The 15402-nt window shown below is 57.1% G+C and carries 15 protein-coding genes; 7 read left to right on the top strand and 8 right to left on the bottom strand.

All coding sequences use genetic code 11. From position 1 onward, the window contains the following. Position 1: 1 nt before the first annotated feature. The 3 genes from C5J26_RS27475 (at position 2) to C5J26_RS27465 (ending at position 3065) form a co-directional block, all read left to right on the top strand. Entirely contained in the window at positions 2-658 is a 657-nt protein-coding gene (locus tag C5J26_RS27475; RefSeq protein ID WP_172724408.1) for an amino acid ABC transporter permease, read from the top strand. 84 nt (positions 659-742) lie between these two features. After that, the gene (locus C5J26_RS27470) at positions 743-1474 is read left to right on the top strand and encodes a GntR family transcriptional regulator (RefSeq protein WP_051900455.1); all 732 of its coding nucleotides are present in this window, start codon (positions 743-745) and stop codon (positions 1472-1474) included. Between the two features lie 4 nt (positions 1475-1478). Then, positions 1479-3065, top strand: coding sequence for an FAD-dependent oxidoreductase (locus C5J26_RS27465; protein ID WP_105404651.1), 1587 nt, complete (start codon positions 1479-1481; stop codon positions 3063-3065). Positions 3066-3219: 154 nt separating this feature from the next. Here C5J26_RS27465 and C5J26_RS27460 read toward each other — a convergent pair whose 3' ends face one another. The 4 genes from C5J26_RS27460 to C5J26_RS27445 form a co-directional block, all read right to left on the bottom strand. Further along, positions 3220-4722, bottom strand: coding sequence for a tripartite tricarboxylate transporter permease (locus C5J26_RS27460; RefSeq protein WP_105404650.1), 1503 nt, complete (start codon positions 4720-4722; stop codon positions 3220-3222). A 3-nt stretch (positions 4723-4725) separates the two neighbouring features. Continuing rightward, positions 4726-5415 (bottom strand): tripartite tricarboxylate transporter TctB family protein, encoded by a 690-nt coding sequence (locus C5J26_RS27455; protein WP_105404649.1) that lies wholly within the window; start codon positions 5413-5415, stop codon positions 4726-4728. 68 nt (positions 5416-5483) lie between these two features. After that, positions 5484-6464, bottom strand: a complete 981-nt coding sequence (locus C5J26_RS27450; protein WP_105404648.1) for a tripartite tricarboxylate transporter substrate binding protein — start codon at positions 6462-6464, stop codon at positions 5484-5486. Between the two features lie 187 nt (positions 6465-6651). After that, entirely contained in the window at positions 6652-7551 is a 900-nt protein-coding gene (locus C5J26_RS27445; RefSeq protein ID WP_105404647.1) for a LysR family transcriptional regulator, read from the bottom strand. A 110-nt stretch (positions 7552-7661) separates the two neighbouring features. Between C5J26_RS27445 and C5J26_RS27440 the strand changes: the two genes are divergently transcribed. After that, complete coding sequence (locus C5J26_RS27440) at positions 7662-8753, top strand: 4-oxalomesaconate tautomerase (RefSeq protein ID WP_105404699.1); 1092 nt, start codon at positions 7662-7664, stop codon at positions 8751-8753. 392 nt (positions 8754-9145) lie between these two features. On the opposite strand, the gene C5J26_RS27435 is transcribed toward C5J26_RS27440, so the two are convergent. The 3 genes from C5J26_RS27435 to C5J26_RS27425 all read right to left on the bottom strand — a co-directional run bounded on the left by C5J26_RS27435 (position 9146) and on the right by C5J26_RS27425 (position 12117). Continuing rightward, complete coding sequence (locus tag C5J26_RS27435) at positions 9146-9967, bottom strand: DeoR/GlpR family DNA-binding transcription regulator (RefSeq protein ID WP_105404646.1); 822 nt, start codon at positions 9965-9967, stop codon at positions 9146-9148. After that, positions 9964-10980 (bottom strand): protein phosphatase 2C domain-containing protein, encoded by a 1017-nt coding sequence (locus C5J26_RS27430; RefSeq protein ID WP_172723945.1) that lies wholly within the window; start codon positions 10978-10980, stop codon positions 9964-9966. The genes C5J26_RS27435 and C5J26_RS27430 overlap by 4 nt, the downstream gene beginning before the upstream one ends. A gap of 147 nt (positions 10981-11127) precedes the next feature. After that, the gene (locus C5J26_RS27425; RefSeq protein WP_172723946.1) at positions 11128-12117 is read right to left on the bottom strand and encodes an extracellular solute-binding protein; all 990 of its coding nucleotides are present in this window, start codon (positions 12115-12117) and stop codon (positions 11128-11130) included. Between the two features lie 131 nt (positions 12118-12248). On the opposite strand from C5J26_RS27425, the gene C5J26_RS27420 reads away from it, so the two are divergent. The 3 genes from C5J26_RS27420 to C5J26_RS27410 are packed head-to-tail and all read left to right on the top strand — an operon-like array spanning position 12249 to position 15179. Next, a complete protein-coding gene (locus tag C5J26_RS27420) occupies positions 12249-13301 on the top strand; it encodes an ABC transporter ATP-binding protein (protein WP_205412899.1) in 1053 nt (350 codons plus the stop codon). Positions 13302-13303: 2 nt separating this feature from the next. Beyond that, positions 13304-14944 carry an iron ABC transporter permease gene (locus C5J26_RS27415; protein WP_105404642.1) on the top strand — a complete coding sequence of 547 codons (1641 nt, stop codon included), beginning with the start codon at positions 13304-13306 and terminating at the stop codon, positions 14942-14944. A 19-nt stretch (positions 14945-14963) separates the two neighbouring features. After that, positions 14964-15179 carry a hypothetical protein gene (locus C5J26_RS27410; RefSeq protein ID WP_105404641.1) on the top strand — a complete coding sequence of 72 codons (216 nt, stop codon included), beginning with the start codon at positions 14964-14966 and terminating at the stop codon, positions 15177-15179. A gap of 20 nt (positions 15180-15199) precedes the next feature. Here the strand turns inward: C5J26_RS27410 and C5J26_RS32905 are convergent, their stop codons facing one another. Beyond that, a complete protein-coding gene (locus C5J26_RS32905; RefSeq protein ID WP_172746112.1) occupies positions 15200-15400 on the bottom strand; it encodes a hypothetical protein in 201 nt (66 codons plus the stop codon). Positions 15401-15402: the final 2 nt, after the last annotated feature.

Below are 15402 nucleotides of genomic sequence, written 5' to 3'. Positions count from 1 at the left end.
CATGAATAGCTGGTACGTTGTCCTCAACCACCTGCCCGACATGCTCTACGGGCTTCGTTACACATTCCTGATCGCAATCGTCTCGCTCGCACTTGCAATGGTCTTCGGAGGGCTAGTGGTATCCCTTCTCAGGAGCAAATCTGCTGCCATCCGAGCGGTAGGATTTCTCTACATCCAGGTCTTCCGCTCACTATCGCCATATGTTTACGTTCTGCTCGTCTATTTTGCCCTCGCCGGAGCAACAGGCTGGAAAATGGATCCGATCACAGCCGCTATCATATCCCTGACGCTTCTGAATACCGCTTATGTTGCAGAAATCTATCGGTCCGTGTTGCTCACCATTGATGGCGGGCAATGGGAAGCGGCCGCCGCAATGGGTCTGTCACCCTGGAAAACAAACTCGATCATTATCTGGCCGCAGGCGCTACGGACTGCAATTCCACTCCTTCTGAACCAATTCATCGTCATCTTGAAGGATTCCGCGATCGTGGGCGTGATTGGTGTCAAGGACATCCTCTATGTGGCGAATGCCCAGGCATCGATCACCTACAAGCAGTTCGAGTATCTGACGGCGGTTGGGGTGATCTTCATCCTGATTGTCTTCGTCCTGTCGCGGTTGAGTATGAGCCTTGAGCGGCGACTGGCCTGGAAGCACTAGCACTTGCCGAAACCACCCGAAGTCATTAGGTCGAAAAGGAAATCAAATCTGATTTTCAATTTGATCACCGTTGGAGAGTGACGCATGGCAAAGGTGGTGGCACCCGTCACAGAAGCTAGAAGCAAACAGCAACTTGCTTACGATTATCTCAAGGCTGGGATAGATCGCGGCCTCTATGCACCCAAACAGCGGCTTGTAATTGACACACTCGCGAAGGAGCTATCGATCAGCCCTGTACCGGTGCGCGAGGCGATCCGTCGGTTGGAAGCAGAAGGCCTGATCATATTCAGTAAAAACTCCGGCGCAATCGTGGCTGGAGCCGATCCGGATCTCTGGGCTGAGCAGATGGAACTTCTGGCATTGCTTGAGGGCTACGTAACCGGCGCCGCCGCGCCGAGGATTACTGCCAGCGACATCAAGCAGCTTCAGAAAATCAACGAGGGCATGGAACAGGCGCTAGCTTCCTTCGACCTTTCGGGATGGACTCAGGGCAACCTGGACTTCCACTCCGTGATAAATCGGAGGTGCCCGAACGAAACAATCGTCGAGCAGATCGCGCAATTGAGATCGCGGATTGCGATGATCAATCGCTTCATCCAGCCGCGGACGGAAGCGACCATCTTGCATACTCTTGGAAAGGATAGCGGGAAGTCGACGCTTCAAGGGCACGAGTGGATCATTGCGGCCTATATCGCAAAAAAGTCTCCCGCCGAGATCGAAGCGCATGTTCGCACGAATATCATTCTGCTCACCACAGAAACGCACCGCAATCTGGTCAACAACCATGATCGGCGGGTAAGCAGATCGCAGGGATAGTCACATGCAACCGTCGGAATATGATGTTGTCGTCCTCGGAAGCGGCGGTGCCGGACTGGTGACGGCGCTCACCGCGGCGTCAAGGGGACGGTCCGTTGCCGTTTTCGAGAAGTCGATGCTCCTTGGTGGAACTACTGCTATTTCCGGCGGCGGCATCTGGATCCCCAATAATCATGTGATGCAAGCTTCAGGTTTCGAGGATCAGGAACCGGATGGCTTAACTTACCTTGTCCGACTAACCCTGGGGGAAATCGGCGTCGATCTGCTGCACGATTTTCTGAAGACAGGCCCCGAAATGTTGCGGTTCCTGGAGCGGCATTCCGATCTGCGCTTCTTCAGCGTGAATCGCCCCGACTACCATCCCGGGTGGCCAGGCGCACGCACGGGCCGCTCGGTCGAGCCTTTGCCTTTCGAGCCGACGATGGACGAGAAGCTGTTTCAGATGCTGCGCTATTCGCACCTGCGCCAACCGGTGACGTCGATAGAGGCTCGCAAGGGACTGGCGCCAGAAATCATCGCGGATCGTCAACAGCGCCGCGTTCGCGCGCAGGGTGCCGGACTGGTCGCGGGACTGGTGCAGGCGTGCGCCAAACTTGGAGTCCACTTTTACGTCAATGAAGCCGCCACGGGACTATCGTTTAGTGGTGATCGCTGCGACGGAGTCGTGACCGTTTCCGGTTCGACCTCCGCTCGCCTCGGCGTTGTCCTCGCCACAGGAGGCTTCGAATGGAACCCATCGCTCGTCTCCGCATATCTTCCTGGATTTTCAAGCGCGCCGACCACACCGCCGGGTAATGAAGGGGACGGTCTCCGGCTCGCCCTTCAAGCCGGCGCGGCCGTCGCCAACATGACGGAAGCTTGGTGGACCGCGGCCTACCAAATCCCGGGTGACGTCCTTGATGGCAAGGCACTGACGCGCAACATGGTGCGCGAATTGGCGCTACCGGGCTCGATCATGGTCAACCGGAAAGGCCAGCGCTTCGTCAACGAGGCGAGTTCCTACAATGATCTGGGCATGGCGTTCAATGCTTTTGACCCCGGTTCATTCTCCTACCCGAATCGACCGGCCTGGCTCATTTTCGATGACGCTTTCAAGAGACGTTATCCCGTCGCCTCTATCCCCCCTCAGCAGTCGGCTCCGGATTGGATGATCAGTGCGGGATCCATTGCAGAATTAGCCGAAAAGCTTCGCATGTCCGTCGAAGGCCTAAGCGCAACAATCGACCGTTTTAATGGATACGCTCTCCAGGGTCATGACCCAGATTTGGGCCGAGGTGACGACGTGCACGGACTCTACTATGGAGATCCTGGGCATCTCCCAAACCCCTGCCTAGGGACGATCGGTGTCGGTCCTGTCTACGCAGTGGAAATTCTGCCCGGAAACAATGGCACAAAAGGTGGGTTGAAGACAACGTCACGCGGCGAAGTCATCCGCCAGAACGGCTCTTTGATCGCCGGCCTTTTTGCTTGCGGCAATGTTGCCGCAAGCATATTCGGAAAAGGTTATCCAGGCCACGGTGGATCGCTTGGGCCGATCCTGACGGCAGCCTATAAAGTTGGTGTGGAAATCGGCGCGAACCCCACACCCTGAGCAGGCGGACTTCACGTTCAATCTTCCAATCCCGGGATGGGGTAAGGCTCGCACCGAAACGGTGCCTACAATCACGGATGGTGTCAAGGCAAACCCTAACTTCCTCATCGGGGATAAATCGAGAGCCGCAAGATTGTCGCGAGGATTAACAGCCCTATTCCGTGAACACCTCGTCCCTGTTTTTCCTTAGGCTTGGAAGCAACGCCATGGCTAACAGAAGCACTGAAATCGCCAATAGCACTGCTGATATCGGGTTCTCGATGAACGTCATCATGTCCCCGCGCGACATCAACAGAGCGCGCCGGAAGTTCTCTTCCATTAGCCTCCCGAGAACAAAGCCGAGGAGAAGTGGAGCTGGCTCGAAGCCTAGTTTGCTGATGGCATAGCCGACGATGCCGAAGAACGCGATCATCAGAACCTGCACCGGTTCGGAGTTGATCGAGAATATCCCGATACAACAGAACATGAGAATTGCGGGAAACAGCAGTTGGTATGGCACTTTGAGGAGCCGTACCCAAAGGCCAATCATCGGCAAGTTGATAATGAGCAGCATAAGGTTGCCTAGCCACATCGAGGCTATCATACCCCAAAATAGAGTGGGGTTGCTCGTCATGACCAGGGGTCCAGGCACGATGCCGTGGATGGTCATGGCTCCCACCATAAGGGCCATAACGGCATTTGGCGGGATTCCTAATGTGAGGAGAGGAATAAACGACGTTTGCGCTCCGGCATTATTCGCGCTTTCCGGCCCGGCAACGCCTTCGATAGCTCCCTTGCCGAACCGCTCCGGGTGCTTGGAAATCTTCTTTTCTAAAGAGTAAGAGGCGAACGGTGCCAGAACGGCTCCGTTACCTGGGAGGATTCCGAGAACAGAGCCAAGAAGAGTGCCCCGTGTGATCGGTGCAGCGGCCTGTTTGAACTCTTTCCACCCAGGCAAAAGGCGACCGATCGTTTGACGCACCACATCGCGCGTCTCAACGTTATCAAGGTTACGAAGTATTTCGGCGATGCCAAAAACGCCCATCGCCAAGACCGCGAAGTCGATTCCGTCGAACAGGAAGCTGAGCCCGAGGGTCATTCGGTCTTCGCCAGTTTCAAGATCGACGCCCACCGTCGACAGAAGGATGCCGACAAGAATCATCGCTATTGCTTTGATGATTGAGCCGTGGGCAAGCACAACCGCGAAAACCAGGCCCATCACCATCAAGGAGAAATATTCCGCGGGTCCGAAAACCAGAGCAAGGCCGGTAAGAGGTTTTGCCAGGGCCGCGATCACGATGGTGGCAACCGTTCCGGCGAGGAAGGAGCCAATTGCAGCAATACCAAGCGCGATTCCGGCTTGGCCTCGACGTGCCATCTGATGGCCATCGAGGGTTGTCACCACAGCAGTGGCTTCCCCAGGAATGTTTACCAGGATCGCCGTCGTAGAACCTCCGTACTGCGCGCCGTAGTAAATGCCGGCGAGCATGATAAGCGCGCCGACCGGATCCAACCCGAACGTTACCGGTAGCAACATCGAGATGGTTGCGATGGGGCCAACTCCGGGAAGGATGCCCACCAGGGTTCCAACCAAGCAACCGAGGAGGCACAGGAAGAGGTTATTGAATGTGAGCGCGACACCAAAGCCGAGAAAAAGATTTGAGAGCAGATCAAACACGTCTCAGTTCCTCACTTCATGTTTGGCGACTTCGATCCGCGAGCCGCTTCGGCCCTTCGTGAACCGGAACACAAGTATCGCGGCGGTGAAGAGAACCGCGGCTGTCACGCGAAGACTGGACTTGTAGCTCATGCCGCCAAATAGCGCTTCCGACAGAAAGCGGGGCAGGATGGGGATTGGGAGGTTTAGCATGTCGCCGAAAAGCAGCATGCAGAACGGGGTCAAAGTAAGAGCAAGCAGGAGGAGGTCCCGAAACCTGGCTTCACTTGACGCGTAGCCGCCAATGATGATCGCCATCGGACCCGCGAACATCAAGCCGAACTCGATAGTTTTCCAATTCCCAAAGTGATGTCCCTTGATGGTAGCCGCAAAAAGTCCAATTGAGAAGCTGACCAAAAGCGGTCCGCGCAGTGACCAAACCGGCGCGCCGTGTTCTGCGCGCCGTTTAAATCCTGCAATGAGAAGGACAAATCCGCAGGCCCCGATCAGAACCGCGATCGCTTGGGGCAACATTGCAGGCCCCACGGTTGTCAAGGTTCCCCGTGGCAGATCCAGAGTAAGCCACAGGGCGAACAAGGCGAGTGCGATGAGCACTAGACCACCCAGGACATTTTCCGGCGAGCGGACCGCAAGCCCGCCTTTTTCTGTCGGACGTACCGGTAGATCCCGTGTCGTCATGATGAAGGTCTCCATTCAGGTCGGGTCCGGCGCCAGGTTTTTGATGACGCCGGGACGAGCGATGCAATTTCAGCAGGAGATGGCTACTTGATGCTGATTCCGGTCTTGGCCAGAAATTCTGCCCAACGCTTGGATTCTGCAGCCATCATGGACGCAAACTCAGCAGGCTTGTTACCGACAATGGTCGTGCCTTCCGCTTCCAGGCGTTCCTTGATGGTAGAAGTGGCGAGAGCCTCGGTGGTCGCCGCTCTGAGCTTCTCGATGATCGGGCCAGGTGTGCCTTTCGGGACCACAAAGCCGTACCATGCCGCTGAGCTGTATTCGGGGAACCCGCTTTCAGCGATGGTCGGAACGTCCTTGTATTTCGGTACGCGTTCCGAGGTCGTAACTGCGACAGGGATCATGTCTCCACTGTCGATCAATCCCAGCACCGATGGAAGCGTCGTGATCATGAAATCACCGCGGCCACCGAGCATATCGTTAAGGGCCGGACCAGCGCCTTTGTAAGGAACGTGTACAGCTGTAATACCCGCTTGCGTAAGCAGCATCTCGGTAGCGAGATGGCTGGCGGATCCGTTACCGGCGGAACCGTAGGTGAGCTTCCCTGCGTTCTGCTTTCCGTACTCGACAACATCCTTGAAGCTCTTGTATGCCGAGCTTTTCGATACGACAACGACCAGCGGCGTCTGCGCGACGAGGATCACCGGATCGAAAGCGGCCAGCGGGTCGAGCTTCATGTTCTTGAAAAGGTGCGGGTTTACGACCATCGGCCCCTGGTTCGCCATCAGGACGGTGTAACCATCGGCGGCCGCGTTCGCAGCGGTCTGCGAAGCCACGTTACCTCCGGCCGTGCCATTATTTTCGACAACCATGGACTGACCGATCTTCGCACCCACGCCGTTCGCCACCAGTCGAGCGATAGCGTCAGTACCGCCGCCTGCAGCGTAAGGCACGATGAGCTTTATAGGACGTGTCGGGTAGTCGTCAGTTTGAGCAAAAACAGGCGCTGCAATCGCCACGCCAGCCAGAGTTACGAACGCACAGAATGTACGGCGATTGAACATCGTCACCTCCCTGTATGACTTGCCGCCTCCCAGCGAACAAGTGATGGATTCTCCTCGCGACCGCTTGGCGGCCACCGTCTCCACATGAGCCGATGCAAATGCTGTAAAGCGAAACCCTTTTTGCCGGAAATGCAAAGATTCGGATTATTGATCCTCTTTACGCATCAATCCGCCGCTCTGCTCAAGTTCAGTCTTTCGCCCAGGTCCCCACCAGCATCCCGAGAAAACGCTCGGCGGCCGGGGAGAGGGTGACATTGCGCCGTTTAACAACACCGATCGTCCTTGATACCTCCGGCCCCCCAATGGGGATCGCTTTCAGAATAGGATGGTCGCCTTGCGGCGTAGCGAGGCCCGGCAAGACAGATATCCCGAGCCCCGCCTCAACGAGGCCAAGAGACGTCGACAGGTGAGTGACCTCGTACGACCACTTCAGCTGGACGTTGGCCCGCGCCAGGGCCGCATCGAGCAGCGTGCGATTTGCACTTGATCTGTGGACCGAGATCATGGGGTGTTTCTCGAGATGGGCCCAGGTGACGCTTTCAAACTCCGCCAGCGGATGATCTTTCCGTACGGCGAGAACAAAAGGGTCTTCGATCAACCTGATGAAGTCGAGATCAGGGTCCAGATTTCCCATGATGTTGATGCCGAACTCAACCTCTCCGCGGGCCACCGCCTGGATGCCGCCAGTCGCGGTCAAGTCCATGATGCTGAAGCGGACGTGCGGAAATTCAGCGGCAAACTTCCGTATGACGGTTGGAAGGAAGTAGAAGGCCGCAGTCGGAATACACGCCATGTTCACTACGCTACTTCGCTGCAGCCCCGAGCCCCGGGCAGTGAACAGCGACTGATCGAACTCTTCCAACATTCGGCGCACAAGCGGGATCAGCTCCATCCCTAGAGCAGTGGCGGCTACTGACCTGGTAGTCCTCTCCAGCAGCGCTGCACCGACGACGCCTTCCAGCTTCTGAATCCTTCTGCTGAGTGCAGGCTGTGAAATGTTAAGCGCCTCTGCCGCTCGGTGAAAGCTTCCGAGGTCCAGCACATACATGAAGGCACGGAGATCCAAGATTTCGCAATTGATAGCCATACCGCATCAGTTCCTTCGAAATTGGCATTTCACTTAATAAAAGGCCTAGCGCATTTTGCAACAACGGAAACGATTGATGCGATTTGCTGAATAAAGGAACTGCCCGCGACATGAATGACCTGATGGCCATCCCGTGTGTTCTGATGAGGGGAGGCACCTCTAAAGGGCCGTTTTTTCTCAGCAACGATCTACCCGGCGACATCGCTGCGCGCGACGAGGTCTTGCTTGCGGCGATGGGATCTGGACATCCTCTACAGATCGACGGAGTGGGCGGTTCCAACCCTGTGACCAGTAAGGTGGCCATAGTAAGTCCTTCAGATCGACCAGATGCAGATGTCGAGTATCTTTTTGCCCAAGTCAGCGTACTTGAGCGCCGCGTGGATACATCGCCCAACTGCGGGAACATGCTCGCGGCAGTTGGCCCTTTTGCCATTGAAGCAGGCCTTATGCGAGCCTCGTCACCTCTTACTGTCGTGAGAATCTACAACGTAAACACCAACACGCTGATCGAAGCTGAAGTGCAGACGCCCAATGGACGGGTATCGTATCAGGGAGACGCATCAATCGATGGCGTTCCGGGAAATGCAGCCCCCGTTTCCCTCACGTTTCTGGACGCGAGTAATCCGGACACAGGCAATCTCTTCCCCACCGGAGCAAAGCTTGACGAGATCGGTGGAGTATCCGTAACCTGCATCAATGCGGCAATGCCCATGGTTTTGCTGCTCGCCGCCGACGTCGGTGCCACGGGTTACGAGACAGCAGCAGAGATCAACCAGAACATGGATCTGCTTGCAAGGATCGAGTCTATACGCCTGGCGGCCGGTGAACGAATGGGGCTGGGAGATGTTGCCGATCGGGTCATCCCAAAACCGGTACTTCTCGCACAACCGCGATCAGGCGGAGATCTTTCCGTAAGGTACCTAATGCCGCATACCTGCCACCCTGCCCTGGCGAGTACGGGCGCGGTCGGAATTGCGACGGCGTCGTTACATGAAGGGACCCTCGTGTCGGGTCTCCGGGGGATCAAAAACCCTCCAGCGACCGTGAGTATTGAGCATCCTAGCGGGAAGATTGACGTGCGATTTAGCTTTCGCAACGGGATCGCCGTGGCAGGCATCCTGAGGACGGCGCGACGCCTGTTCGAAGGACGGATTCTGGTTCCTTCGGAACCGTATGCCCGGTCTCTGGTCCAAGTCGCGTAATTGTCAGAGGCGATCGTCGGCTGGGCTCCAAATGAGTTTAACTTTTAGATGCTTAGGTGCCCATTGGTTCCCTCCCTCATGAGCGCGAATCCGAACGGATTACTATTCCGACTCCTTTACAACACTGAATTTTGCTGGTTCTGAAAGTCTGATTGCTCGTATTTTTTCGCTGCTGCATGTTGGGCATTACCTCGCAGCTGGTCCGTTGGAGTCTGCACAAGTGACCATCTGGAGGTCACGGCTTAGCAATCAAATGAAGGCGACAGGCACTTTGCCTTGAAGGGACGTGAACCGTCGACCAAAGGCTCCTTGTCGTGAGAAGCAATGACATACCAAGGTAGCCGCGAGCCAATCGCCCCGGTATTTCTCCTGAGAGGCACCGCGGCCGACACTCAGGCGTCAAGCACAATCACCTTCAAATCCTGAGGTACTGCTTCATACGTCAATCTCGACAATGCTTCTCCATTGGTGATGAGCACATCGACGGCGTTGAGATTCGTCACTCTATGCGGCGCGCGTTTGCCGAATTTCTCCTCGTGCGCGACAAGGATTATTTGTCGAGATTGAGGAAGGATAGCATGCACGAGTTCGACTTCGAGGGGATCGAATTCAAGCACCGCCCCATCCTCATCAATTGCGCTCGCGCCCAAAACAGCGATATCGAACTTGAAGCGATCTCGACTCCCATCAGGTACCGTTAGCACTGTCGGATCCTTGCTACGCACATACCCGCCGTAAATGTAGACTGAGGCGTCCGTCTTCATGGCGCAGCTATAAGCAACTTCCAGATTCGGAGTCGCAATAAACACCCCCGGATGCCGGGTTAAGATTTCGTGCAAAGAATCGAACGTCGTACCAAGTCCAACGAACATTGTCGAATTCGGCTGAACGAACTGCTCTAGAGCCTGAACAAGGCGCCTCTTAACCGACACCAGAAGATTTTGCCGTTCTCCTCGGCCATATTGAACGACGCCGGGTGACGCAAAGGCGCCCCCAAAACCCTTCTGCAGCAAGCCGTTGTCATTCAGTATTTTCAGGTCACGGCGAATGGTCTGCTGGGTGACGCCGAACTCCTTGGCCAGCTCACTGACGGAGGCAGATCCATTCCTCCGGACCGCCTCCAGGATCGCGGCCTGCCGGCCGGAGCGACGAGGGCTGTCGCCGCTTCCCTCAATTTCCCGGGACTCCGCTCTTGGCGAGGCCTTGCCGCTCATTTCAGTCTCACGCCAACATAGGTCCGATCATCCGTCCATTGCACGTCCGTCGTGCCCTTCGTACTCATGTACCGCCCTATCTTGAATGGATCTTCTTGCTCGACCTTCTCGAACGCCTCCTCCCAAGAGGCAATGCCAAATTCCGAGCCAGGCTCGAAATATCCGTCAGAAAACAATTCGATCGTATCGATTTCGGAAATCGGATAACGTCGTGCTTCGATAAACTTTGCCGGCAGCTTGAAGCCGTCCAGTCCACCATAACCAAGAACGCGGTCGGTAACGTTCTGAAAATTGCCTTGTCCGTGGGCTATACCGTGCTCAATGAGCTCCAAAATTTCCCATTCGGGTACGGATGGGAGACGGGCTCTGGATGCGTCAAGCGCTTTATGCTCAATCGCCTGCACGATCTCCGGTATCGCCGTGCCCGAACCAACGGGCTGATTGCGCGTGCCTTGCCACGTCATCAGGGCCGCCAAGCGATCACAGTCTTCCTTCGAGGCCCCCCTGCCTTCGAAGAACAACCACGCCTCCCGACGAAGGATCGCTGTTACATCGTCAAGCGGCTTCAGGGGCTGCAAAACTTCAGAGCCATTGATCCGTATGCCGCTGTCACCGACGGCCACGACCTGCAAATAATCACCGTCGTGCAGCGCAATCATCAGCGTGCAGCCGGCCCGCACCTTCCAGTCCGCTTCGGCCAGCGCCAACGCATTGTTGTCCACGTAGCCGCGATAAATTGCGTTCGCCAGATATTCGATCAGCGCCTCCGGCCCTCCGTTCTCGAACGGAGACCCCGTCGCGTCCTTATGGTCGAGCAGACGTTGCTCAAGCGCGTGCCGCACGGTCCGCGAGGCGAAACGCCCCGACAGCATGCCGCCATATCGCGTCCCGTTGCGATCCGTAACGCCGTCGATGACGGCATAACCGAGGTCAGGCATGACGACCATACTGTCTTCGTTGAGGTCGGGGTGCCCAATTTTTTTCCCAAGTGTGAAAGCCTCGATTTGCTTCATTTTCATGTATCCACGATTGATTGCCGCCGGCTGAGCGACGGGTTGATCCGCTTGCACTGTTGACTGACAGGGTGAAGAACACCCTCAGCAATTCCAGCCGTAACGGCCTGCCGACTCGTGTCTGCAGGCCGTGCATTTCAAACCGATTTACTGACCCGTGGCAGTTCTCCACTTCGTGAGGAGAGCTTCCTGACCGCCGAGATCGGCGATCGTCCTAAGGCTGACGATCTTTAGATCCGTGAGGTTCGGGAGGCCGGCAGGGCCGTTAACGTCGGTGCGCACGGAGCGACGACCGATTTCCTTCACCAGCGTCTCTTGCGTCGCCTTGGAGAGCGCCCAGTCGAGGAAGCGCTTGCCGCCTTCCGCATTAGGACCGCCCTTAACCAAAGCCACACCGTCCGGCGATAAGATTGTGCCGTCGGTCAAATGCACGATCGAAACAGGCGCTCCGCCACTGACATACTGCAAGGCGTTGTCTTCGAGCGTGAGGCCAAGCGAGGTCTCGCCGTCGGCAACGTATCGCGATACGGCGCCGGAACTGTCAGTCAGGACGAAATTCTTGGCGATCTGGTTGTACTTGTTCCAGCCATCATCGCCGAAGATTGTTAGGACACCCTGCATCTGCTGCAGGGCAGACCCGGAATTGTCGGCGCGGGCGGATGCGATCTGCCCCTTCCATTTGCTATCGGCGAGATCGGACCAGCTCTTCGGTGCGTCCTTTAGGGGTGTCATGCTGGTATTGACGGCCAACACGTAGACGACGCTGGTATAGGGCGTCCAGGCCGGGCTGCCGACCAGGTTCTTATTGATCTTGTCGAAATCCTTCGGAGCATAGGGTTCGAGGATCAGAGCAAGTTCCGTCAGCACGCTGCCGGAGATCGACCAGATGACGTCCGCTGCAGGCTTGCCGGCTTCTGCCTTGGCACGCTTGGCGACATCTCCGGAACCAAGCTTGACGACTTCCGCCTTCAGACCGGTTTCCTTCTCGAAAGCCGGGATCAGCTTATCGACGATCGCCGAAATATGCGCTGTGTAAATGACAACTGGCTTTTGCTGCGCGGTCGCAACACCGGTGAATGCGGCACTGGCGGCCAACAGAGTTGCCGCGGCTAATAGTGTTCGCCTACGAATATCCATTCTTTCCTCCCGTTCGTTTTTGATCATACTCCTGATCATTTCGATACTGAGCCGCATTCGAGAATGTTGCAATGCGAATATTTTGCGCCATTATCGCTCTCAGTGGGGAGGAACCAAGCATGGCATATCTGATGGTCGAAAAGGCCACGAAACAATTCACCCCGACGTTCAAAGCGCTGGATGAAGTGTCCGTCAGCGTCGAGAAGGGCGAGTTTTTCACCCTGCTGGGTCCGAGCGGTTGCGGAAAGACGACCTTGCTGCGCGCTATCGCGGGCTTCAGCGATCTAACCATCGGCAACATCACTCTTGCCGGCACCGATCTGCGCAAAGTTCCCCCGCACCAGCGCGACATCGGCATGGTCTTCCAGGACTATGCGGTGTTTCCGCACCTCAGCGTGTTTGAGAATGTCGCGTTCGGCCTGAAGCCGCGAAAGGTCGCCGAAGCGGAGCGCAAGGCCCGTGTCGAAGAGGCGCTGGCCACCGTTCGTCTTTCGGCGCTTGCCGAGCGCATGCCGGCTGCCATGTCCGGCGGCCAGCAGCAGCGCATCGGCATTGCACGCGCGATGGTGATCAAGCCGCGGCTGTTGCTGATGGACGAGCCTCTCTCCAACCTCGATGCCAAGCTTCGCATTGAACTGCGCGAGGAAATTCGCGACATCCAGAAACAGATCGACATCGCCGCGATCTATGTCACGCATGACCAGGAAGAAGCGCTGGCGATATCCGACCGCATCTGCGTGATGAGCGGCGGCCATGTAGAACAGGTCGGCAGCCCGCAGGATATTTACGGCAATCCGCAAACGTTGTTCGTCGCGAACTTTGTTGGCACGCTGAACAAGTTCAAGAACGGTACCGAACTCAGCCGATTGCTGCGGTCTGTCAGTCTTGGCGACGTGGCGGGAGAAACGTGGACGATCCGCCCTGAGCGACTTGTGCTTGCCGATGGCGCGGCCGAATCGCTTGGCAGCGGATTCGCCCTCAGTGGCACAGTCAGAAAATACACCTATCTTGGCCGTGAAGCCCATGTTCTGGTCGAGACCGGTGTCGGCGATCTCGTTGTTCACATCTCGAACCCCGGGAGGAGTGCCGGACAACATGCCGGTGAACCCGTTTCCGTGCTTGTACCGCGCGAGGCTCTCATGGGCTTCGATTCCGCCGGCAAGCGCATCGCGATCGGAGGATAGCCATGTCGCGCTTGAATTTCTGGTCCGGCGTCGCGATCTTCACCTGGATCCTGCTCGCTCTTCTCCTCCTGCTCCCAGTCGGCACCGTTCTGGTATCGAGCCTTTACGACCCTGCCGGTGATTTCACGTTCGGCAACTATCTCACCTTCCTCACAGAGACGCGCTTTCACAGGGCGCTGCTGAACACGCTCGTCGTCGGTTTCGGCGGTCTGGCCGGAGCGCTGCTGCTCGGCTCGATTATGGCTTTCTGCGTATCACGCTTCGTGATCTTCGGCGGACGCTTCGTATCGCTACTGGCGATCCTCGCTCTCGTCTCGCCGCCCTTCATCGGCGCCTATTCCTGGATCGTGCTCTTCGGCGCCGGTGGCCTCGTCCGAAGCGGGCTGCGCGAGATCGGCATCCAGATGCCGCCGATCTATGGCCTTGGCGGAATTCTGGTCGTTTTCTCGCTGAAGTTCTACCCTTACGTCTACCTGATGGTTTCCGGCGCGCTTTCCAACGTTAACCGATCGCTGGAGGAAGCAGCCGAAGGGCTTGGACTGACGCCCTGGCAGCGCACGTTCAGGATCTCGTTCCCGATGGTGTTTCCGGCGCTGTCGGCGGGCGGGCTGCTTGCCTTCATCCATGCGATCGCCGACTTCGGCACGCCCCGCCTGCTCGGCCGCGGATATACAGTGCTCGCCACCGAAGCCTTCACCCTCTATTCAGCCGAGGTCGGCTCGAACATGTCGATGGCAACGACCATCAGCGTCGTGCTGATCGTCGTCTCGATGCTGTTCGTCTTCTTGCAACGCTACATGTCGCGGCGCAACGTCTACCACGGCAACATGATCAACAAGCCGATCAGGATCCGGCTGAAAGGCTGGCGCAACGTGGCGGCTCATGTCGCCGTCTACCTGATCGGCCTGCTTGGCGCGCTGCCCGTCATCATCTCCATCATCTATTCCTTCCGACTGACCAATGGCCCCGTCTTCCAGCCGGGCTTCGGGCTGCAGAGTTACGCCCGCATCCTGTTCAACCTCGGTGATGTCGTGCGCAATTCACTGACCTTCTCCGTGGTCGCCGTCATCCTGATCGTGCTGGTCGGAACGATCGTCGGCGTCTATGTTGCGCGTCGCACGACGCTTAACACCTCGCTTCTCGATGCGGCTTTCATGATCCCCTATGTCATGCCCGGGATCGTCATCGGCATCGCCTATATCGCGATCTTCAACACGGGCCCGATCGTGCTCACGGGAACGGCTGCAATCATCATCTTGTCGATCTTCATCCGCCGCCTGCCCTATGCCGTCCGAACGACGGCGTCGTCGCTGCGGCAGATCTCGCCGAGCATGGAAGAAGCAGCCATATCGCTCGGATACAGCCCGTTTCAGGCGTTCATTCGCATCACGGTTCCATTGATCATTCCCGGTATCATCGCTGGCGGCATGCTGAGCTTCGTGACAGCGATCAACGAACTCTCCTCCTCGCTGGTCCTCTATGTCGGCAGTACCGTGACCATGCCTGTGCGCATCTACCTGCTGATCCTCGACGGGGATTTCGGGACTGCCGCGGCGATGGCGAGCATCCTGCTTCTCCTGAGCGGCGTGGCCGTCTATATCGCCTTCCGCTTCCTGGGCAGGAACGAACAGGCGCTCCTATAGCGGAGGCCCGCAGGATCCGATGATGCATATCAAGTGGCTTCTAACCCTCTCCGATCAAGAGCTTGAAGATGTGATGGGAGCGGTCGAGATCTGGTGTTCCAGCGAAGGCCAGGCAATTGCTAGCGATGTCGGCAGACAGGCGCTTGAACTGGCCGCCCAGCTGCGTCGCAAACGCGTGCTTTCCCAGACGCAGCTTGCACAACTTTTATCAAAGGAGATGCCGGAGAGACGCTGACCCGGCACTTTCGCATGAAATTACGTCTGGTGGCGCAGCGGCGCTTCGGCGAAAATACGGAAAGCCTGGACGACCATTCCGGTCGATACGTCGAGGCTACGGACCAGGCCGCAGCCTTTTAGCACGCCGCCGCGCTTGTTCGGGTCAGGCTCCCGAACGAGCCGCCACCGCCCAGTCCCATCGGCGCTTGTTCTTGTGATGCGGTTGAGCGCGACGAACATCG

Origin of the sequence: Neorhizobium sp. T7_12 (genome assembly GCF_002968535.1) — a bacterium.
GTDB lineage: Bacteria > Pseudomonadota > Alphaproteobacteria > Rhizobiales > Rhizobiaceae > Neorhizobium > Neorhizobium tomejilense.
This window is presented reverse-complemented; position numbering and strand designations above follow the sequence as displayed.